Raw genomic sequence first — 21,255 nt, 5'->3', positions numbered from 1 at the left:
TTGTTCATGACCAACGCTAACTTTGTACCCGTCATCAAGTCGCTCCTGGAGAACGACCTCTACAAGTTCACTATGTGGCAGGCACTCTTCCACAGCCATCCGGCAGCGCATGCGGAGTACGAGTTCAAATGTCGTAACACGCCTGAGTATCCGCTGTCGGAACTTGCAGACGAACTCGACGCGCAACTTGACTACCTGTGTTCTTTACGCTTCGATGAAGGTGAGCTGGACTACCTGCGAAGCCTTCGCTACATCAAGCCGGATTTTGTGGATTTCCTTTCGCTGTTCCACCTACAGCGTAAGTTCATCACCGTAAGCACCGAAGGTGAGCATCTGCGGGTGCGTGCCATCGGCCCGATGGTTCATACGCTGCCTTTTGAGATTTACGTGCTGCAGCTAGTGAACGAGCTCTACTTCCGTCGCTTCGACAAGGCTCCTCGGATAGAAGAGGGCACTAAGCGCTTGCATCAGAAGATAGAGACTATCAGGGCTGGCGCTAAGCAGATTGCTAACAACCGTCCACACCCGTTTGAGTTTTTCGACTTTGGCCTGCGTCGTCGCTTCTCGGCGGAGATGCAAGAACTGGTAGTGAAGACTCTCGCAGCTGAAGTGCCACAGCATTTCAAAGGCACGTCTAACGTGCACCTGGCGCGCAAATACAATCTCGTGCCAATTGGTACCCATGCGCATGAATGGTTCGGTCTCTTCCAGGCGCAAGAGACTGTACGTCTGCGGAACTTCCAGAAGGCTGCGCTCCAAGCATGGGTCGATGAGTACCGGGGCGACCTTGGAAACGCGCTTACCGACATGGTTGGCATGGATGCGTTCTTGGAGGACTTTGACTTATACTTTGCGAAGCTCTTCGACTCGCTGCGTCACGACAGTGGTGACCCAATCGTTTGGGGTGAAAAGGCGCTAGCCCACTACGCAAAGCTGAAGATTGACGCTCATACGAAGCGGCTCGTGTTCTCGGATGGTCTCAACGTGGATAAGGCTTTCGAGCTCTATGACCACTTCAGCGACCGCATCATGACAGGCTTTGGCATCGGGACAAACCTCACGAACGATACGGGCGTTACCCCGCTTAACATCGTCATGAAGCTGATTCGCTGCAACGGGCAGCCCGTCTGCAAAATTTCGGACACGCCGGGCAAGGCCAGTTGCAGTGACCCCACCTTCGTCGCGTACCTGCGCCAGGTCTTCAACAAGCCAGAGTAGGGGGATGGTTGGTAAGCCGCTTTACGGAAATTGGCCTGCCCCAAGGTCTTTTTGCACCAGAATGTTCTACGATGGATTCACCGTAACCGTGTGAGTGCGTTGCGGTACTTGCCTGTGTATTAGTCGAAGTACACACTTTTAGAAGCCATCTCAAGAAGGAGAAAATGGGTCGCTACTATATGAATCAGGCTCCTGGTCCGTGTGAAGGTTAAGATGTCGTTGCTTCTCGAGTTCGTACTCGCAGATTGACTCCAAATTGAATGTGTAGAGCTGGTAGTCATGGTAAGCAACAGCAAAGCGAGCACTTCCAGTCGCTGCCATTGACCCACTTTTTGCTTGGCTGTTCAGACGTTCCATATAGAGAGCTAATCGCTCTAATGAAAAACCTTTATTTGCAGTACCGTGAGCGATGTTCGCTAAGGCTGACATAACACTCGGCACTTTCTCAGGAAGAGTAAGCATTGCTTCCCAATAAGGGCAGGAACAGAGCTCATGCTTGGCTGAAGCAGTTTTCGCTAGCGCACCGTACAAATGTGCGTGAGCTGCCTCTGGGAATTCCTGTGTCAGGCTAAACACGAAATCGGATGTCAGGGCCATCCCTCCATGCTTTTCGGCGAATTTCTGATGTTCGCCGCGAACACCTTTTTGCCACTCAACCTTGAACTCGAAAATGTAGAAATCTTCTGGAAGATTGTTAGCGTTATCGAGTTGCAGAATCATGTCTCCAATTGCCGGGTCCAGCGGATTATGGCTGAGATTGATTGCACGCATGTAGCGTTCAGCTAAAGGGACCTTCGACAACTCTTCGTCTGCCAAGTCTCTAGATATCCAGCCGACCGCTTGGCAGAAGTATCCTACGAGGACGCTCTCATGAACTTCGAAATTTCCCATCGTTGTGTGCCTTAAAATATTAAGTGTTGAGCGAAATTCTGACAGACGCGTGTTTTGCCATAGGAGTGTCTTTCTCTTTGACCCTGAGAACATATAAAGCGGAGTACTAGACTGGGAGCGTGGGCTCGACAAACCCGAGGTGTGAACTTCTTCAGCTGATATCCCAGATGTTACCTAGTACTACCAGTCTAAAAAGGAACAGCGCGACTGAAAAGTGTCGGAGAGAGGTTTCTCCGTCACTTCGCAGTACAACTCGCCGACTTCCTTATAAAACCAGTACCAGCCGCTTGCACTTTCGGATGTGGTCAAGAAGCTATAGATTGACTATGATTGGTCTTATATTAGGCTCCAATACGACTTTATTGATGCTGCGCGCATAATCAAGGTTTCAGGTTGGCAAGCTGCCACTGCGGCTTGAAACCAGATATGTACACGTCGCACCTAAAATAAACTCCTTTAATGCAATTTTATGGTGCCATAAGCTACATGTCTAGTTTTTGCAGTATGGACACGGCCGCATGCAACGCGGCCTTGTTCACGTTGACCTTAAGCACTTCAATCAGTCTTGGTGACGACTAGGGCAGCTCGCATCTTGCCCACTTTGGCCAGGTTCATGCGGTTGATGAGCTCGGCAGAACAATGCTGAAGAGCCAAATCTAGCGCACCAAACCGCCGGATTCTTTGGCGAACCTGCCGTCCTGGCTCGTCGGTATCGCGGCGTGACGCTACAGCTGGTTAGCTACGCACCTGCAGAGCCAAGGACACCCGTTCAGGTTGGTGGCACCGCAGCGCTTCGGCCAACGTGGATGAGAACAAAGACACTGCGCACTTTGAGCGTTTGTATTCGCCCGTCCTATAACAAGTCTGCAATTTCTTTGAAGAACATATAAACCCGTTGCTTACACTGGTTTTCGGCCAACCATAGAGCACAAAAATGGGAACCTTAGTAGACCTCCCACTCGTGACCTGCCAACTCGGGTTTCTGGATGGACTTGCAGACGTGGCATCATTCCGAGCTGGGGCGGCGAATGCTAGGTGGACAAACAGCGAAATTATAGTTGTGGTTGCAAAGGCGTTTGGCGAGAGCAGTGGCTTCGACGACGTTGGGAGGAGACTTCAGCAATACTGCACTGGCAGTGCTGACGCTTGAACTTAGGGGCAGCAGTTGGCCTACCTCGGTAACGGTTGGGAGTGCCAGCGGGGATATCGTCAAGCTGGGCAGGAATGCGTATCGGTGCAAGTCCCTGAGAACGGTAAGCTGAACTACCGGGCCACGGGTGGGACTGCAACGGGGATACCGGCAAGCTGTGCAGGAGTGTATCGCGGCTCACTCAGTCGTAAATTAGTCGAGACCGAGTGCGGCTTTTAGATGAGGTCGCGACTTATCGCCCTTGGGCTATGTCCCAACATCTTGCCAGCTCTTCAATATTAAGGTACGTCGACATTTGCTTCCTTACGCAGCTAATGGACATGTCATCCGTTGCCAATGTGCGTGTAAGGTGAGTCATTGTAGCTATCGCTCACCTGGCGCGGCTAGCGGTCCTCAACGACAGACTGCAGGCGCGTAAAACGGTCGAGCATCTCGACTTAATACGCATATAGCTGTACCGGCGAATTTGGCCGAGAATAATAGTCTTATGCTGCCTCAGCTTTGTCAATGCGACGCCTAGCCTGGTCGAGTAGAGAACGGGCGCCTAACCTCTACTGTGTTTCGGGCACCTCACGCCCAGCCACCTCCCTTGCCGCTAGCAGCACTGCTAACAGTGTTTTCGCATCGGCCAACGCACAGTGAGTAGATGTTGGCGCAGTATCAACAATCTTGGCTAAAATTTCCAATTTGTGTGACCGCATCCTGCGGCCATGCTGCCCGCGCAACGGGAAGCGTATCGTGGACGAGATTGGAAAATCGGAGACCCGATTGCTGCATGGCTCGTTCCAAGAAGGAGACGTCAAAGGGGGAATTGTGGAAGAACACTGGCCGGTTCCCAATAAAACCTAAGAACTCGTTCAACGCGTCTTGGCGCGAGTGCCCATCCCGGTCGACGTCGAGCTGGGAGATTCCGGTGAGTTCGGTAATGAAGGTGGGGAAACGTCTCCAGCAGCGCCGGACGTTCGACTGAGGACAACTGCGCCGTTTCGCTATCAATACTAACGGACTGCCCCCTGGAAGGTTGCGCCGGCACGAAGTTGCTCCCAAGCGCTTGTCCAGCGTAACTCGCGTATGTTTACGCCGGCGGCAAGCAGTAGGTGTTCGCAGAAGCATCGGCGCCCGACGTATGTTGAATCTGGGCGAGTTTCGTATCGTATCCTGTGCCGTCTCACCCGAAGACCTCTGGCATAAGTCCAATCTTGGGACTTCGCCTGAGCAGTTTTAGGCATGTGCCTCTGAGGAGCGGAGAAGCTCTACCGGGTCCACCTGAAGGGTATTCGCAAGTTTGAGCAGGACGTCCAGGGACACGTTCCGAAGGCCTCGTTCAATCTGGCTCACGAACGTGCGGTGCACGCCAGCAAGCTGAGCCAGGCCTTCTTGAGAAAGGTTCATGGCGTAACGTTGCTGGCGGATGTTGTTTGCTAGTCGAGCGCGCAGCTCGTCTTGTGACAGGGGAACGGGCATGCTCAGCAGATTCGCGTAAGAATGCCTGAGTGTCTACAGACTGGCCGTCTACAGACTGGTAGTCTACATACCCTTGGTCTACAATGGCTCGGCCACCACAGCGCAAGCAGTGCTTTACGTTGACCCTCTAAAGTTTTCGAAAGGCGGCTCAGCATGGGGATATTTGCTGTTCGTCTCTTTATGAGAACGCTGAGACAGAAAGGCGCGCGTGGATTCCAGGTGTTTGTCAATGCGGGGAGCAGCGGTGCACTTTAACGAACACTAAAATTGAGAACGCTTATGAGCACGATTCGCACATCAATAGGGCCCGGACCCAAGCGGAAGGCAAAGCAGAACGTCTCGTCTCCCGCCACACTCGGGGCATTCCACGAGGCTAAGGTCGTTGCGATATTTAGATGCCCGACTTGTCGGTGCGACCACTATGGGATATCAGCGGAGGACGCAGCTACCACAGTTGCGAAGACGAACGCACTTTTGGCGTCAATGGACGAAGCTGAGGCGGTAGAGACATACGGAACACGCACGGTGTCCACAATACGATTCACGCGCTGTTTCTTCTGCGGCACTCCGGCTAGCTCGATGTTGGCACTAGGTAGTGAGGAGCCGTACACGGAGCCGTCACCGCTGCCGATTATAGTTGAGGTACCGCAATATGAGAGAAGGGAGCCCTCCGCCAAAGTAAAGGGCTCAGCAGGCTATTAGCAGGTACTTGGTTGGTGTCGTCCGGCGCCGTTCGTTGGAAGCGAAAGAAGGGGCCGGGCTTCTGTCCACTGGACCAGGTCGCTGCCGACCTGGGTAACGCCCTTAGCTCATCAACAAGGGTCGACACGGAAATGGTCAGGGATGTCTCTGTTTTGCAGATGCCGCTCGCGGGCAATATGTACTGGAGGATACCCGGCTTTGCAAGCATAGTCCTTCGCTGCCTGCTGAGTCTTGTGCTCAGACACTTCCTTCCCATCCACGACGACATGATGGGTAGTTCCGGCGTTTTTGTCACTGCTTTTGAGGTGATGCTCAATGTATGCGGCGGGCATTGCGAGTCTCCGGAGGCGCCAGCGAAGTGTGACCAACTCTACATTGGGCTGCATTCAAAAAAAATAACATGGCCGTAAGGGATACATCGTTGACTCAACGGTTAGGCCGCCCGAAGAAGCTGTTCTCCTGCACTCCTGAAGCGCTACACGAGCATACGTGCGTATTCAAATAAAGCAATGCAAACACCAAGGCCGACATCGTCTTGGAAGCGTAGATTCGTCGGCCTAGCCGTGCCTGAAGAAGATGCCGAGTGCTCATCATGAGGAGTTCTACATAAAACTATGCATTGAGGTTTTCGTCCTCTGATTGAGCCGGGTGAGTAAGAAGTGTGCCATCCGGACCAAATGTGGCTCCCACTGAGGTCTGATACTGATTTTTGCCCAGCTTTTTAGCCAGGTACATTAGCTTGTCTGCAGCTTTGAATACGAAGCTTGAGTTCGTCACTGAGCCGGGCTCTACGTAGTACACACCGACACTCGCGCTGAGTGGACTGCCAAAGAGCTCACCCACGCCTACTGCTCGCTCGAGAAACCGACTGAGCGCTGTTTCCAGTTCTGTACGGCCGACCAACTTATTGATGATGACGGCAAATTCATCACCACCAAATCGGGCAGGCACTCCGAGCTTACTTAGCTCCACATTCAGCCAGTAACTCACGTGTTTTAGCACCGCATCGCCGCCGGCATGAGACTGCTCGTCGTTGATTTTTTTAAACCCGTCTAAGTCGATAAGCACAATGACGCCATGCTGCGTTGCGCCAGCAATGTCACTACACAATTTGTTGACAAGCTCGTCAAAGCCACGTCTGTTTCGCAGCTTCGTGAGCGTGTCGGTACGCAAATCTAGCGCTTGCCAATCTATCAGGCGAAACACGTAAGGCGGGACCAGCCCCATGGTAGCTAGCAAAGCTACCCCAAAGCTGGGATACTGGCTCCAGTATGGGGACCACATCACGGCGAGCAACGTACAAACGGTACCGACCGTCCAAGAAAGCACTCCGTAATTTCGCCCATATCGCAGGTAACTGCTAAAGATGAGGAGCAGGGAAGTCAGAGCGAAAGGAACTGCGATTTCGCCTGTCCACATGAGCATAACCGCGAAAATTACCTGGTCAAGCAGCGTTGTGGAAGTACGCCACACTTGTCCGCTTTCCGATTTTTCTAACGCTACGCACATCGCTACTGACGCGACTGCCACTTGCAAAATGAGTACAACCCAAGCTGCGGCGTATTCTGCTGTGTAGCCAAATTTCGAGTAAGTTGCGCTAAGGTAGAGGGCGAAAAATGCTGTCCAGGCTAGGCGTGCGGTTGCTTGTCCGCGTTCGGTTGCGAGCCCAGGAATGACGAAATACGGCTCAAGCTCAAACTTCTTTAGTACGTTAATGCTCATCTTTATGGTTCACAAAAGTTTCCACATGGACATTATCGCACGTGTTGTTGCACTATGGGGTCAACCTACTGCTCGCACATCCGTTGGCTCAGCCGCCGAGCAACCGGTGCACATCGAACTGAATAATGTTCGCACGACGCTCCGAGCTATCAATGGAATGTCGCTCATACAGAGGTCAATTGTGCAACGGGCTGTTGCACAATTACCGTAGCGTCAGGGGCCGAACTGTTTGATTAAGTTTTTCTTGCTCGGGATAACTCGCCTGCAGGCGTTGGCGGAAATGCGGACAAAAGACGTTCGGCGCACTGCCGTTGGCCTTCCAGAACGCTAGGACCTCCTCTATGTGCAGTTCGACTTAGAAAATGAAGTCCGGTACTTTGTCCCACGGAGACGCCGGGCGCTGGGTTACCTTCGCTGTTCGACATGAGGTAACGAACAGTAGCTGTTTCCGCTGACGCGGGTCTAGTGCCAGTGGTCGATGTAGACTGACACGTGGAGCTAGAGCACCAGTTGCATAATCGAGCATCGAATGCGCATGCCACATCGAACAACATGAGACTGTCTAATCAAGAGATGCAAACCATGGCCAAACTTTTCTTTTCTTACTGTCATGCTGATGAGAAACTTCGCGACCGATTGGAAGTCCACCTTTCGCTTATGAAAAACCAAGGTCTCATAGAGACGTGGCACGACCGCGGCATTACTGCCGGGTCAAGCGTGGATGGGACGATTGATGAGAATCTGGAAAGTGCCGATGTCATCCTGTTACTAGTGAGCGCGGATTTCCTTGCTTCAAGGTACTGCTTTTCTATCGAGATGAAGAGGGCTTTAGAGCGGCATGTCGAGGGTACTGCTCGTGTCATCCCTGTGATTCTTGAGCCGTGTGACTGGCATACCGCCCCGTTTGCTGGGCTACTTGCTGTTCCGAAAGACGGAAAGGCTGTGACTATCTGGGCCAATCAGGCAGAAGCATGGACCGACGTGACTCGCCAAATCCGTAAGGCGGTTGAGGAGATGGCTCGTGTAGCTCCGAAGACCGCTAGCCCGCTTGTCGCAGGTCTTGGGGCAATTGGAGGAGTCGTTCAACCGGCCTCAAGTGTAAATCAGCCATGGATATCGAATGCTGGGCTGGGCCAACCTGCGCAGGACAGACCAAGGTCCAGTAACTTGCGGCTCAAGAAGGAATTCACGGACTTAGACCGCGATAAGTTTTTGCACGAATCGTTTGACTATATGGCGAAGTTCTTTGATGCGTCGTTAGAAGAACTGGCGGCTCGCAATCAAGGTATTCAAGTACGCTTTCAACGTCTCGATGCCCAACGCTTCTCCGCCATAGCATACCGGGACGGGAAAAGCGTCGCTGAATGTTCGGTACGGGTAGGTGGTTTGGGAGGACGTTCTCCATCCCTATCCTTCTCCTTTAGCGCAAATGCACCGGAAGGCAGCTCTAACGAAATAGCTATGATTGAGTCTGACACCCAGTCCATGTATTTCAAGTCAATTGGTATGCAGTCTTTCCATGGGAAAAGGGAGTCACAGCTTTCTGAGCAAGGTATATCAGAGTACTTCTGGAGCCTCTTTATCGAACCACTACAGCGTTGATGCGGGACCCGGCTGCAGTAGAATGCGTCCGGGTCCCCGATTTCAAACCGCACATAAGATACGTCCTTGTAAGGGTCGCTATGCCGCTGCAGGTTTACCCTAGTAGACCCTCTTTTTTACGCCTTTTTTCCACCTCCCCTTGCTGAGCTTTCAAGCGTGTAACGGTACTCTCGAGCATCTGCAGGTCCGCTTCAAACTCATCAGGTTGAGGTAAGGGAGGTGGAGCCTCGGCACCGCCTTCATGAGTAAAGTATGAACAGCGTGTCATACCCCGCGATACGGCCTGTACCTCATCATCACTTACATGTACAGACGCCAGGCGCTGAGTCTCTACTGACCGTCGGAAGCGCTTCACTGCTTCATTGAACAGGAGGTCCTCAACCACGAGCTCCCAGGTATCCCGCATCTTTCGATACCCCTGACGCACGAGGTCGTTGTAGGCCTCATAATCATTTTCTTTTTCAAGCTGTTTCCTCGCGCGTGCGGCTAGGGCCTTGAGGTCGTTGACTCGAGCGTCAAGTCTTTTAGCTTCAAAAGGAAAATTGGGAGCGATATTACCTTTGCTGGTCTGGTTTGAAAATACAAACCGTTCGGAGTGGGGCGCTCCGTTTCGCTTTGCCAAATCTCGTAATGACCAAGCAAATGCTAAGTCATGCGAAAAAACTACCACTTGCCGAGATTTCGACTCTTTGACAAGACGGAGAGCAATCTTCTCGCGTCGAACGTGGTCGACCGACGATACTGGGTCATCAAAAACGATACCCGACCCATCTTGCTCTAGGCTTATCTCGGCTAGAAAGGACGCAAGGGCGATGGCGCGCTGTTCACCCTCGCTAAGGACGCCAGATGGCTTAACGCGAGAAAACTGAGCGCTTGCAGCAAGCTTGAGCTTTTGCATTCGGGTTCCACGTTGTCCGGACATCTCCAGTCCAATGAGCTCCGGATTGATACCCAGTTCACTGCACTCACGCATCAAAGCATCTTCCAGTTCTGTAGTGACGACTCGGTCGTAGAGCTCGTTTATTTTACGGGTGAGTGAGGTGGTCGAACAAGCTCTGCTGGCCTCAGCAAACGCGTGCTCCCGCTTGAGCTCATTTATCGAGTCCGATACAAGATGTAGCATCTCACCAAGTTTTACTCGCGCTTCAAGCTCCCTCAATCTGCGTACTTTAAGCTGTCTAGCCTCCGGGGTTAGAGCGCCTTCAAGCTGTGTCGCATGGCGTGTTTTACCTTCAATCAGCCTCTGAAGCGCCGGCACAGGACTTTCTGGGAGACCGAAGAGTTCGCCGACAGTTCGTTGCGGAGCGGCTGCAATAATGTCGTTTTTGCGGCGCTGCAGAGCGGCGACAAACTCTCGAAGGCTGAGTTCGATTGCAGGGTATTCCTCTTTCAGCTCATCAAGTCGTACTGTGTCGGCCAAGAAACCATCAATGTCTACCCGTGTAATGGCCTTATAAAACGCTGCAGTTTCAAGCCGTTTTTCGGTGTACAACTTCTGCGCTTCGGTGTCCAAAAAGGTTACAAACCTCCGCAAGCGCTCAGTCGCTTCTAGCGATAGTGGTTGCTGGCAAAGTACGCATTTCGCGTCCTCGACTGCAGGAGGAAATTCATGTCCGGGATAAGCTGATTTGGTAGTGAACTCCATTGCGCTGCGCATCAGCACTTCCCATGGTTCAGTGCCCGTGCCTGCGAGCGCCTGACCATTATCCGTTACGGCCTGTGAAGCGAGCTTCGATGCGTTCTCAGCCGCTACCAGCTGCTTAAACGCCAGTTCCAGCGCGTTTATGTGCTCGTCGGTGAGCGGGCTGGCAACTGCTGTTAGTTCGTTCTCTAAAAGTTGCAATCTACCAACGGCCCGGCGGAGAGCGACAGCAGCTTTTGCAGGGTCGTCGTCTCCGAGGAGCTTCCTTAGAACGAGAAGTTCCTCAGACTCTTCAGTTGTTAACGTGGCATGTTGTTCAAACACGTGAAGTAATGACGAGTGTTTGAGCGTCTTGATAAGCTCACCCACTGTAGTCTCTGTTCGAAGTGAGTCAAGCTTGCGCGCATCAGCCCGGTTTTTGGCGGCCTCATCCTCAACATGTTTTTGGACTCTTCGCATCACAGCTGCACATTCTTTCAGGACATCTAGTCCGTAAGGTATGTACGACACAGATGCTTGGTCATCCACGAACACCCTGGCGCAGTGGCTATCAAAAACGGCAATACGCGATAACGGCGCGGGAGTCGCTCGGCCGTCGTTAATCCAGTCATCGGCGGCCGTCGTTTGCCCGACTTGCCATTCGAATCTTGCTTGGGCAGGCGCCGACACCTTACTGGACGAAAAAACGTCAGGATATATGTCCTCCGCTTTCCGGGCACGGCAGGCCCTTTTGAGCGCCCTAGCATACCCAGATTTGCCCGCGCCGTTGTTACCATAGACAATCGTTAAGCCAGCGGCCTCAAAAGTAATGCCATCTTGAACAGTTATCGCGTTGATATGCTTGGGCGCTTTAATCGCGAGCACGCTGACTGGCCCATCGCTAGCCTTCTCTGTAGGAACTTGAGCTCTGTTCATTGGCACGGCCGTTCGGCCGTTAGTATCTGCTATGCCGTGCATTGTCTTTACGAGGGCCGCTAAATCCTCGATGTCGTCGTCGTGAAGTTCACCCTTCTCGAAGACCCTTCGGACGGCATCTGAAACCCATTCGGATTGCTGGTTTGCCCAGTCTACTATCTCGCCAACTATCGACACGGAATCACCTTGCGTAGGTTTAATACTGGCAATATTGACATGGATTTATGGAGTCGTGCTATCAATGTTTCGATTTACAGCAATGGTTGACCCAGCGGTTATACTTGAGTGCGAAGGGGATTAGTGCCTAGCACAGGTTAAATATTTAGCTAGCACTGCCAGGTAGTCTCGTCTGAGCATCCCAGCTACATTCCCCTCGTGGCGACTCGTTGTCAACGAGTAAAGCGTAGAGGTCTCACTCAGCAGCGCCAAGACATTTCGATATTCGTTGAAATGTCGAATAAATCAGGGTACTATACTTCGAAAATCGTAAAAGTGTCAAAGGATGTCTTCATGGAAACAAAACAGGTGCTGGCGGCCTTGGCTGCTTTGGCGCAGGACACTCGACTGGCAATTTTTCGATTGCTAGTCCAAGTAGGGCCGCTAGGAATGGCCGCTAGCAAAATTGCTGAGCATCTCGACATGGCGCCATCGTCGCTCTCCTTTCATTTGAAGGAGCTCACTCATGCGGGATTGATATCGTCGAAGCAGGAAGGACGCTTTGTCATTTATTCGGCGGATGTCGATGCGATGAATGGCCTCATCAGTTTCCTGACAGAGAATTGTTGTGGGGGAGTGCCTTGTGCACCCGATGCCAAGTGTGGACCTGAAGCGCGTAACGTAGCTCCGACCTGAGGCCATACGCTCCAAACTCAGGCGCATGCCTAGGCACCTTTTTCAGCCTTCCCGTTCACGTCCTTGAACGCCCTCAGCAAGAAATCGATGCCGTTGGCAATGCCTCGGTTTAACACCTAAATCACAACTACTGTACTAGCCAAAACTATGAACGTTCTCTTTCTTTGCACAGGAAACTCCTGTAGGTCCGTCCTCAGCGAAGCAACCTTCAACCATCTCGCTCCACCCGGTTTACAAGCTATCAGCGCTGGCAGCAAGCCGACGGGCCAACTCCACCCGCGAGCAGTCGCACTCCTTAATCGGAAGGGCATATCGACCGAAGAATATTTCAGCAAGTCCTGGGATGACTTACCGGTGGCGCCCGACATCGTTGTCACGGTTTGCAGCAGTGCTGCAGGCGAAACCTGCCTGGCTTATTTGAGCCCTGTGCTGCGTACACACTGGGGCTTAGAAGGCCCAAGCCATGTAGTTGGGACAGAGGAAGAAATCGAAGCGGTATTCAATCACTCTTACGGAATCATTCGAGCACGCATCGAAGCCTTCCTGGCGCTACCTCTTGAGCAGCTGGAGAACGATAAAGCAACGTTAAAGGCTGAGCTCGACCGTATCGGCGCACTTCAGGCGTAATTCTCCACCGTACGTCCGTACCGTCTCCCGGAAGAGTCACGATTCGCTGCCGGTCGACCATTTGCCGTCGTGGGCGCGGCTCGCGAATTACCATCAAGGAATTCAGGTGTTAACTGCGTTTTTAATCTTTCTCGCCACTCTCGTTTTCGTAATTTGGCAGCCCCGCGGGCTTGGAATCGGCTGGAGTGCTGCTGCCGGGGCCGTAGTCGCGCTTCTTGCCGGCGTCATCCATGTTAGCGATATTCCCGTCGTCTGGCACATTGTGTGGAATGCTACTGGGACGTTTGTAGCGGTCATCATTATCAGTCTTCTCTTGGATAAGGCTGGTTTCTTCGAATGGGCGGCCCTCCATGTCGCTCGTTGGGGGCAAGGTAACGGCCGCCGGCTCTTTGTTTTGCTGGTTTTACTGGGAGCCTCAGTCGCAGCACTGTTTGCCAACGATGGCGCCGCCCTCATCCTGACGCCAATCGTAATCGCCATGCTGCGTGAGCTACGCTTCTCGAAGAAGGCAACTTTGGCCTTCGTGATGGCGGCAGGCTTTATTGCGGACACCTCGAGCTTGCCCCTAGTCGTGTCGAACCTGGTCAACATCGTGTCGGCAGATTATTTCAACATACGCTTCGCTCGCTACGCCTCAGTGATGGTACCGGTAGATATCGTAGCTATAGTCGCTACCCTAGCTGCGCTGATGTGGTACTTCCGAGGCGATGTACCTACGCAGTACGATTTAAAGCAGCTGAAGCGTCCTAACGAGGCAATCCATGACCGTGCAACCTTCCTAACCGGATGGTGGGTTCTAGGCCTGCTTCTAGTCGGATTCTTCTGGCTTGAGGGCCTCGGGGTGCCGATTAGCGCCGTCGCGGCCGCAGGCGCAGTCTTGTTGCTGCTCGTGGCGGGGCGAGGACACAAAATCTCGACTACAGACGTCATCAAAAACGCCCCTTGGCAAATCGTAGTGTTCTCTCTCGGGATGTACCTGGTGGTGTACGGCTTGCGTAACGCTGGCTTAACGGGTTACCTGACGTCCGCGTTGAATGACTGTGCTAGCTACGGTGTCTGGGGGGCGGCTCTGGGTACTGGGTTCATCACGGCTATTTTGTCCTCAATCATGAACAACATGCCGACTGTCCTGATTGGCGCATTGTCTATCGATGCGACGAGCACGCAGGGCGTCGTGCGCGAAGCCATGGTGTATGCGAACGTCATCGGTAGTGACCTGGGGCCAAAAATCACCCCAATTGGCAGCTTGGCCACCCTCTTGTGGCTCCACGTTTTGTCGACAAAAGATATCCAGATTTCGTGGGGATACTATTTCCGAGTAGGTATCGTTTTGACGTTGCCTGTTCTGCTCGTCACACTCGCAGCTTTGGCAGTACGCCTGAGCTGATATAGGAGAAATTAAATGAACGTGACCATCTATCACAACCCGAACTGTGGGACGTCCCGCAATACCCTAGGGTTGATTCGCAATGCGGGAATTGAACCGACAATTGTCGAGTATCTGGTGAACCCGCCTGACCGGGCAACGCTTGTATACCTTATCCGCGACGCTGGCCTCACGGTACGGGAAGCGATAAGAGAGAAGGGGACTCCGTATCTTGAACTAGGCCTGGACGCCTCCAACCTAACCGACGAAAAACTGCTGGACGCAATGCTCGAGCATCCCATCCTCATCAATCGGCCGTTTGTCGTCACGCCAGCTGGCATACGCCTTTGCCGGCCTTCCGAGGCTGTGCTCGACATTCTGTCGGTTCTTCAAAAAGGGCAATTCACCAAAGAGGATGGGGAACGCGTCGTCGACGACAACGGCCAGCGAGTCAAACATGGGTAAGATTCCGAACCTTCGCAACGTTAACGCTGCGCAGCTCGACATCCCGTCGATGGCAAAGTTGGCCACATCGGGCGATTTTGACCATCCGCCACGTATCCTCATGTTATATGGGTCGCTCCGTGAGCGCTCGTTTAGTCGCTTCCTAACCGAAGAGGCTGCACGTATCCTGGAACACTTTGGCGCGGAGGTTAGGATTTTTGACCCGTTGGAGTTGCCTATGGCCGGAAGTGTCCCAGAGGACCATCCAAAGGTGCGGGAACTGCGCGACCTCTTCCTATGGTCTGAAGGCCAGGTTTGGTGCAGTCCGGAACGCCACGGAGCCGTAACGGCGGTAATGAAAAACCAGATTGACTGGGTTCCCCTTGAGCAGGGTGCCCTAAGACCGAGCCAGGGGAGAACATTGGCGGTTATGCAGGTTTGCGGAGGCTCGCAGTCCTTCAACGTTGTGAACACTCTGAGGCTGCTCGGTCGGTGGATGCGTATGTTCACCATCCCCAATCAATCATCGGTCCCGATGGCATACAAGGAGTTCAATGACGCAGGTCGTATGCGCCCCTCTGCGTACTATGACCGGGTAGTCGACGTCATGGAGGAGCTGTTTAAGATGACGCTGCTCCTCCGGGGGCGCACCAACTATCTAACAGACCGCTATAGCGAGCGTAACGAGCAGGCATTGGCTTCCATTAACAAACAGCTTAAAAAGATTTGAGGGCAGGGTGTCCATCAGCCGCTTCCAACTGCTGCCTTCGCCGATGAGGTGGAACTCGCAGCCAGAAAGTAATGGCGTGCTGCATTGTTGTTTGATAGCATTAATGCCATTGTTTCAGTTCACGAGGTTTGCTTATGTCTTGGATTAACGATAGCTCGTTGCTAACAAAAACTACTGGAACAGGCGCCCATTGGACGAAAGACTTTGGGCCTTCAGTTAAGGTGCCTGTATCCGGCATCTATAGATGCACGGGGTGCAAGAAGGAGATAACTTCAAATAAGGGCGACCCGTTTCCTCCTCAAAATCATCACCAGCACGCGGCTTCCCAAGGTGAGATTCGTTGGAAGCTGAACGTGCGTACCAATACCGACGGGGAGTAGCCGTCTCAGGCGGTAAGGGCCTGCCTGGTTTGGGTCTAAGGTGAGCATAAGAAAACGACTGAATCATTCCTTTACAACACCTTGGGTGAACGGTTTGGCTGTGTGAGCGGCGGCCCATGACTACCACTCTGCCGAACTGTTTGCAGCAGTAGCATCTTTCTCACCCAACTGCAGCTCCAGCTCAAGTGCCGAGCACCAACTGAGCAACTGCTTAACGCTAATTTCGTCAGCATGTCTCTCCAGGTGCGAGACGCGGTTTTGACTCAGTCCAACGCGGCTGGCTACCGCAGCTTGCGTGAGCTTCTGTCGCCTGCGCGTTGATACCAGAAGCTGGCCAAGTTGTGGAGCGTTGAGGAGCGGAAGGAAAGTTGGCCTGAAAGACATAGTGAAAGCATTCTATATTTAGCTGAAATTCAGATAAAGTCAATATAGCTGAATAGCAGATAAACGTAAGATATCTGAATCTCAGATACATTGCCAGTTTCGCTCTCGCTTAGATGCCCCTGTGAAAGCTTGCTCTAAGATAAAATCACCGTTGTGCCAAATATATTACGGTAACGTTAGCGCGCAAAAATCAAAGTCAAGGGAAGAGTAGGATGCTTAACAGAGAATTAGTTGAAAGCGCGAGAAGCAAGCTCACCGAAGCTGTCGCATTACACGGCGCGCAGGCTTATCAGGTAACAAAACTTAGTACTAAACTGTATGCGCTACGCCGTGATAGCAGCCAAGGCCTCATTGCCGAAGTAGAGACATACGTGAACAGCCTGACTGCAACGCCGAAGGAGTACAGTCGTGCCTTCGCCGAATACAAGGTTGAGCTGCGAACTTTCGACGGTGTCGTCAACGATGTTGATGCAAAGCTTCACGATGCGACAGTTAAGGGTAGCGCTGGGACAGGTGCTGGCGTTGCCGCTGGAGCTGCAACTGCGCTGCTCGGGCCTACCGCTGCTATGGCTATCGCCACGACGTTTGGTACCGCCTCTACAGGCACCGCAATCGCAACGCTCTCTGGTGCAGCGGCGACTAACGCTGCTTTGGCATGGCTGGGTGGCGGCGCACTTATAGCTGGAGGCGGCGGGATGTCAGCGGGAGGAGCCCTCCTTGCTTTTGCTGGCCCGGTAGGTTGGGGGCTAGCTGGTCTTGCCGCCGCGGGAGGTGCTGCATATGTGGCACAGGCCAATAAAAAAACTGCAGAGGAAGCTAACGAGAAGAGGCTTCCAATCGAGGCAGAAATCCGTTCATTGAAGCATGCTGCTATCGAAATAACAAAGCTCTTGGACCTCACTACGCAGCACACTGACGGCATGAAATCGTTGCTGAAGAGTCTTAAGCACGATGCTCCTGGCGACTATCGCAAGTTCTCCTCGCAGCAGAAGTCGCAGATAGGTGCGTTAGTGAACCACGTCCAGACTCTGAGCCACTTGCTCAACAAAAAAATCTCCTAATGAGCATCGAGCGGGACCTAGATGGCTACCAAAACAAAAGCACACAGCTCGGCACTGGCTGACCAACTCAATGCGACTCTCGTCGGAGGCATAAACGACGCGCGCCTTGCTGACGAATTACTTCAGAAGGCGAACCAAGATGCGGCTTGGGGGCGCGCGATGGATGAGGTGCAAAAGGTCAGAGATTTCATTGGGTCCCCCAAAAATATTCTAGGGAACGAGTCGACGAAGCATGGTGAGATTGCTGAGCATGTCGAAGTCGGCGTGCGTCGGGCCAGAGACGTGCTTGCTAGCGCCTCGCCATCAGCCACCATGGATGGTGTCGGTCGCACGGCCGGCATCGACTACCAAATTAATGGTCTTGACGTCCAGTCTAAGTTCATCAATGGCAGTAACAACACTTTGGGCCATGTGATTAAGCACATGGGGGACTACGAAGATTTCGGCAAGGACGGGAGTTTTTACCATATTCCCAAAGACCAGCATGACCAAATCCTCCGCGTCATCAAGGGCGATACCGATGGGTTAAATTCGAAGTCAGTGCGGGCCATCCTGGAGAAAGTTGAGAAGATTCAGCAGGAGACAGGAAGGCCCTTTGAAGAAGTAGTGCGCCCTTCGGTCTCCACTTATGGCGAGGTTCAGCAAGGCCAAGTGCATGACACGCTCAATTCGCATGAGGAGGACCTTAAGCAGCAAAACGACGCTCTGAAGGAGCAAATCGCTCAAGAGCACCAGCCATCGCTTTCGGAAGGATTGCGCGCGACAGCAGGAGCAGCTGCCGTCGGTGCTGCAGTGGGGTTCGCTTCCGCAGCTTTCGCAAAGTACAAAGAAGGCAAGAATATCTTTAAGGGCGAATTTACACGCAAAGATTGGGAAGAGGTGGGCGTCCAGTCGCTTAAGGGTGGCGCCGCAGGTGCCGTTTCCGGCGCCGCGCTCTACATGCTGACCAACTGCGCCGAACTTTCTGCCCCATTCGCCGGCGCGTTCGTCACTGCGGTAAAGGGACTGGCCCCGCTTATTCAGGATTACACGGCCGGGAAAATCTCGCTGGACACTCTGATAGACGAGGGCATGTTCGTTTGCTCTGACGTCGCGATTGTTGGCATTTGTACTGCTGTTGGTCAGGCAGTCATACCGGTGCCGATTCTTGGGGCAGTCATAGGCTCAATCGCAGGCAAAGTCCTGTCTTCGTGCCTCGGAAATAAGGTCCGGGCAGCCCATGCCAAAATCGAGAATCGAATGAAGGTGGCACTTGAACGCCTTGACGATGCATTCAGGAAGAAGGTTGCTGCGATTGAGGTGAAGTTCGACCGTCTAGGCGCACTCACGAAGGCTGCGTTTGACCTTTCACATAATGCTAAGCTTCTTGAAGCTAGCATTCACCTGGCTAGAGAGTATGGGGTGGCTGACTCTTTATTGCTGAAAAACGAGACGGAAGTGGACGCGTACTTCCTTACCTAATGTCTTCATGTCGTCTCATGTTTGGCATATCTGGCCCTTTTATACATCACTTACGCCACCACTAGCGTCGCAGAGAACTATGCCTTCACGGACGATGGTCGCTAGGGTGAGCCGCCTTTGGTCCTGACGGCGAGTGCCTCCGCGCATCGGCGTTTCATGACCGAGGAAGAAGCATTCAAAGCGAGTACATAGCAGTCAATGACTCCAGTCTACGCTTGAGCTTAGATTCGCTTGAAAGCAGTCTAAAGTAAGCTAATAGGTTTTGTCGCTCATTTTGCCCCGGTCGTGAAACTCCACGACTTGGAGACAGCGACACCATTCACCTTGCCATTGAACATGACGTTGTAGCTCGTATTAGCCTTAAATGGAGCCTGCCAACGACGAACGCGTAATTTGCTTGCACGTACTCATTCGGGTCACGGTCCTTAGTGATGAGTCGAACGTCTGGCCGCGTGCTCTGGCCTGATTCGGTCACGGTAAAGCTGGAAACGGTCAGCGTCGAGCCTTCTACAGATACGACGTTCACAGTTGAGGAGAGGGAGCCCTGTAAACACTAGAGCAAATGCTGGTTCTGTCGTCGAGCCGCTAAGGATTACTCGGACCCCGTGGTTCGCCCGGCATCCCGAGGTCGCAATCCACTAAGAAAACGAGTAAGTCCGCCCCTATTGTCGCCCAATCACTAAGAAGTAGCTAGTTTTGTCGCGGAGCCACTAAGATTTACTCGAGCAAGAACCTGTCCCTGGCATTGCAGGCGGCAAAATTCACTAAGAACGCGAGAAATTTCCGGGGTATTGACGCTCAGGGGCTTAGAAAGCCGAAAAAATGTCGCTAAGGCACTAAGAAGTGCGATAGCGAGAAGAGCTGTGCGGTCAAGAGTCGAGGGCCCACGGCAGCGCCGGACAGCGCAGCAACCGCAGAGGTCAGGCAGAAGTCGTCTCCTCACCAATCCACGTGCTCGAAGAGGTTTTTGGGCCAACTGCTTATTAACACCCGAAAATGGCGTTTTCTGGCAAAGCTCTGCGGAAGAGGCGTTCGAGCGAGAGCTCGACATTCGATGGCCTGGGAAGAGAACGGTCTATAGGAGACCCGCCGAAATCAACGGGTTAGCGTAATTTGTGTCAGGTCTCAAGTGCAATGGCGACGCTTTGGCCTCTCCAAGGGCAGAACTATGTGTACGAAAGTGCTCAGGGCAGAACTATTGCCTTCCCCCACCACGACGGACACTTTCGATAGGTATGTTGTCCCTATCGAGGTATTACATGGCACGTGAAAGACGGGTATTTTCAGAAGAGTTTAAGCGCGAAGCAGTCAAGCTGGTAGGCCAGCCTAGTGCGAGCAAAGCGGCAATAGCCCGCGACCTTGGCATCGGTGCTAATTTACTGGGACGATGGTGCCGAGATGCCAACGTCGATGCAGGGGTCGCAGTCGGGCACGAGAAGGTATCGGCCCACGAATACGAGCGTATGCGGCGCGAGCTGGCGAAGGTCAAGACGGAGCGCGACATCCTAAAAAAGGCGCTCGGCTACTTCGCAGCCGAACTCAAGTGAAGTGCGGCTTCATCGCCAAATATCGAGCCATCTGGCCAACGCGAACGATGTGCCGACTACTCGGCGTATCGAGCAGTGGCTTTTACGATTGGCTTGGGCGTCCAGCGAGTGCTCACGAGCGCGAGAATGCCGAACTCCTCAAAGCAATCAAGGATAGCCACGAAGCCAGCGATGGCATATATGGTTCGCCGCGCGTGGTGCGAGACCTTATCGATGCTAGTTTCTTCTGCAGTGAGAATCGTGTGGCGCGGTTGATGAAAGCTACTGGCATTAAGGCCCGTCATAAGCGGCGTCGAGCACCAGGACAGCTTGATTCACCTGTCCACGCCATCGCGCCAAATTTGCTGGACCGGCAGTTTGAAGCCACAGGTCCGAATCAGAAATGGGCCGCGGATTTCACCTAGGTGTGGACTGGCGAAGGCTGGTTATTCGTCGCTGTCGTCCTCGACCTGTACTCGCGGCGTGTAGTAGGCTGGTCGATGCAACCGACGATGACGGGGCAGCTCGTAATGGATGCACTGATGACGGCTATTTTCCGTCGCGGCCGTCCTCGTGCCGTGCTGCATCATTTAGACCAAGGAGCGCAATATACGAGCGAAAATTTTCAGCGGCTACTCGAATCCCACGGCATCGTTTGCAGCATGAGCTGTCGCGGTAACTGCTGGGACAACGCTGCAATGGAAAGCTTCTTCTCGACCCCGAAAACCGAGCGCCTTAGCAAAAAGCATTACCGGACCAGGGATGACTTGAGAGCAGATGTGTTCGACTACATTGAAAGGTTTTACAATCCACGCCGGCGTCATTCCACTATTGGCTACATCAGCCCGATACAGTTTGAAAATCTAAAATGCGCCTAACGGAAGTGTCCGTGACGATGGGGGGAAGCCAAATGTCACAAGATTTGTGCTGTGAGCTCTAGCGCTTTACTTCGATGGTGACGGCAATTAGCACGACTATAGCAAAAAACATAATACATCCAAGGACTACGGTGACTATGCGATATTTTTTTTCGTCGCTCGTTACTGATTGCATGTATTTCAGCATGAAAGTCTCTCAAAGAAAAGGTCCATTTGCCGCGAGCTCTCGGCGTTTTTAGA

General features: G+C 52.9%; 15 protein-coding genes and 1 pseudogene. 10 read left to right on the top strand and 6 right to left on the bottom strand.

Features of this window, described 5'->3' with window-relative positions:
• Positions 1-6: 6 nt before the first annotated feature.
• Positions 7-1,218, top strand: a complete 1,212-nt coding sequence (pncB, locus tag U1H99_RS20650) for a nicotinate phosphoribosyltransferase (protein WP_323143590.1) — start codon at positions 7-9, stop codon at positions 1,216-1,218.
• A 150-nt stretch (positions 1,219-1,368) separates the two neighbouring features.
• Here pncB and U1H99_RS20645 read toward each other — a convergent pair whose 3' ends face one another.
• The 4 genes from U1H99_RS20645 to U1H99_RS20635 form a co-directional block, all read right to left on the bottom strand.
• Positions 1,369-2,109: a hypothetical protein gene (locus U1H99_RS20645; RefSeq protein ID WP_323143589.1), complete on the bottom strand. Its 741-nt coding sequence runs from the start codon at positions 2,107-2,109 to the stop codon at positions 1,369-1,371.
• Positions 2,110-3,919: 1,810 nt separating this feature from the next.
• Entirely contained in the window at positions 3,920-4,372 is a 453-nt protein-coding gene (locus U1H99_RS30165) for a 3'-5' exonuclease (protein WP_375341635.1), read from the bottom strand.
• 108 nt (positions 4,373-4,480) lie between these two features.
• Positions 4,481-4,723 (bottom strand): helix-turn-helix domain-containing protein, encoded by a 243-nt coding sequence (locus U1H99_RS20640; RefSeq protein ID WP_323143588.1) that lies wholly within the window; start codon positions 4,721-4,723, stop codon positions 4,481-4,483.
• A 1,314-nt stretch (positions 4,724-6,037) separates the two neighbouring features.
• Positions 6,038-7,147, bottom strand: coding sequence for a GGDEF domain-containing protein (locus U1H99_RS20635; protein ID WP_323143587.1), 1,110 nt, complete (start codon positions 7,145-7,147; stop codon positions 6,038-6,040).
• Between the two features lie 582 nt (positions 7,148-7,729).
• Here U1H99_RS20635 and U1H99_RS20630 point away from each other — a divergent pair.
• Positions 7,730-8,749 (top strand): toll/interleukin-1 receptor domain-containing protein, encoded by a 1,020-nt coding sequence (locus tag U1H99_RS20630; protein WP_323143586.1) that lies wholly within the window; start codon positions 7,730-7,732, stop codon positions 8,747-8,749.
• A gap of 94 nt (positions 8,750-8,843) precedes the next feature.
• Here the strand turns inward: U1H99_RS20630 and U1H99_RS20625 are convergent, their stop codons facing one another.
• Positions 8,844-11,483: an AAA family ATPase gene (locus U1H99_RS20625; RefSeq protein WP_323143585.1), complete on the bottom strand. Its 2,640-nt coding sequence runs from the start codon at positions 11,481-11,483 to the stop codon at positions 8,844-8,846.
• A gap of 333 nt (positions 11,484-11,816) precedes the next feature.
• Here U1H99_RS20625 and U1H99_RS20620 point away from each other — a divergent pair, with 333 nt between their 5' ends.
• From U1H99_RS20620 to arsH, 5 genes are all read left to right on the top strand, one after another.
• Positions 11,817-12,158 carry an ArsR/SmtB family transcription factor gene (locus U1H99_RS20620; RefSeq protein WP_323143584.1) on the top strand — a complete coding sequence of 114 codons (342 nt, stop codon included), beginning with the start codon at positions 11,817-11,819 and terminating at the stop codon, positions 12,156-12,158.
• 147 nt (positions 12,159-12,305) lie between these two features.
• The gene (locus tag U1H99_RS20615) at positions 12,306-12,785 is read left to right on the top strand and encodes an arsenate reductase ArsC (protein WP_323143583.1); all 480 of its coding nucleotides are present in this window, start codon (positions 12,306-12,308) and stop codon (positions 12,783-12,785) included.
• 106 nt (positions 12,786-12,891) lie between these two features.
• Positions 12,892-14,172: an arsenic transporter gene (locus U1H99_RS20610; protein ID WP_323143582.1), complete on the top strand. Its 1,281-nt coding sequence runs from the start codon at positions 12,892-12,894 to the stop codon at positions 14,170-14,172.
• 15 nt (positions 14,173-14,187) lie between these two features.
• Positions 14,188-14,616 carry an arsenate reductase (glutaredoxin) gene (arsC, locus tag U1H99_RS20605; protein WP_323143581.1) on the top strand — a complete coding sequence of 143 codons (429 nt, stop codon included), beginning with the start codon at positions 14,188-14,190 and terminating at the stop codon, positions 14,614-14,616.
• Complete coding sequence (arsH, locus tag U1H99_RS20600) at positions 14,609-15,325, top strand: arsenical resistance protein ArsH (protein WP_323143580.1); 717 nt, start codon at positions 14,609-14,611, stop codon at positions 15,323-15,325. Before arsC ends, arsH begins: the two co-directional genes overlap by 8 nt.
• Before the next feature lie 500 nt (positions 15,326-15,825).
• Here the strand turns inward: arsH and U1H99_RS20595 are convergent, their stop codons facing one another.
• A complete protein-coding gene (locus U1H99_RS20595) occupies positions 15,826-16,089 on the bottom strand; it encodes a helix-turn-helix domain-containing protein (RefSeq protein ID WP_323143579.1) in 264 nt (87 codons plus the stop codon).
• Positions 16,090-16,301: 212 nt separating this feature from the next.
• On the opposite strand from U1H99_RS20595, the gene U1H99_RS20590 reads away from it, so the two are divergent.
• The 3 genes and pseudogenes from U1H99_RS20590 to U1H99_RS20580 all read left to right on the top strand — a co-directional run bounded on the left by U1H99_RS20590 (position 16,302) and on the right by U1H99_RS20580 (position 21,015).
• Complete coding sequence (locus U1H99_RS20590) at positions 16,302-17,150, top strand: hypothetical protein (RefSeq protein WP_323143578.1); 849 nt, start codon at positions 16,302-16,304, stop codon at positions 17,148-17,150.
• Between the two features lie 21 nt (positions 17,151-17,171).
• On the top strand, positions 17,172-18,611 hold the full coding sequence (locus U1H99_RS20585) for a hypothetical protein (protein WP_323143577.1): 1,440 nt from the start codon (positions 17,172-17,174) through the stop codon (positions 18,609-18,611).
• Between the two features lie 1,259 nt (positions 18,612-19,870).
• Positions 19,871-21,015 (top strand): annotated as a pseudogene (locus tag U1H99_RS20580) (IS3 family transposase).
• Positions 21,016-21,255 lie beyond the last annotated feature (240 nt).

The organism is Massilia phyllosphaerae, from assembly GCF_034659755.1.
Lineage (GTDB): Bacteria > Pseudomonadota > Gammaproteobacteria > Burkholderiales > Burkholderiaceae_D > Telluria > Telluria phyllosphaerae.
Note: the sequence above shows the minus strand (reverse complement) of the source record. Positions and strands in the feature narration are given on the sequence as shown.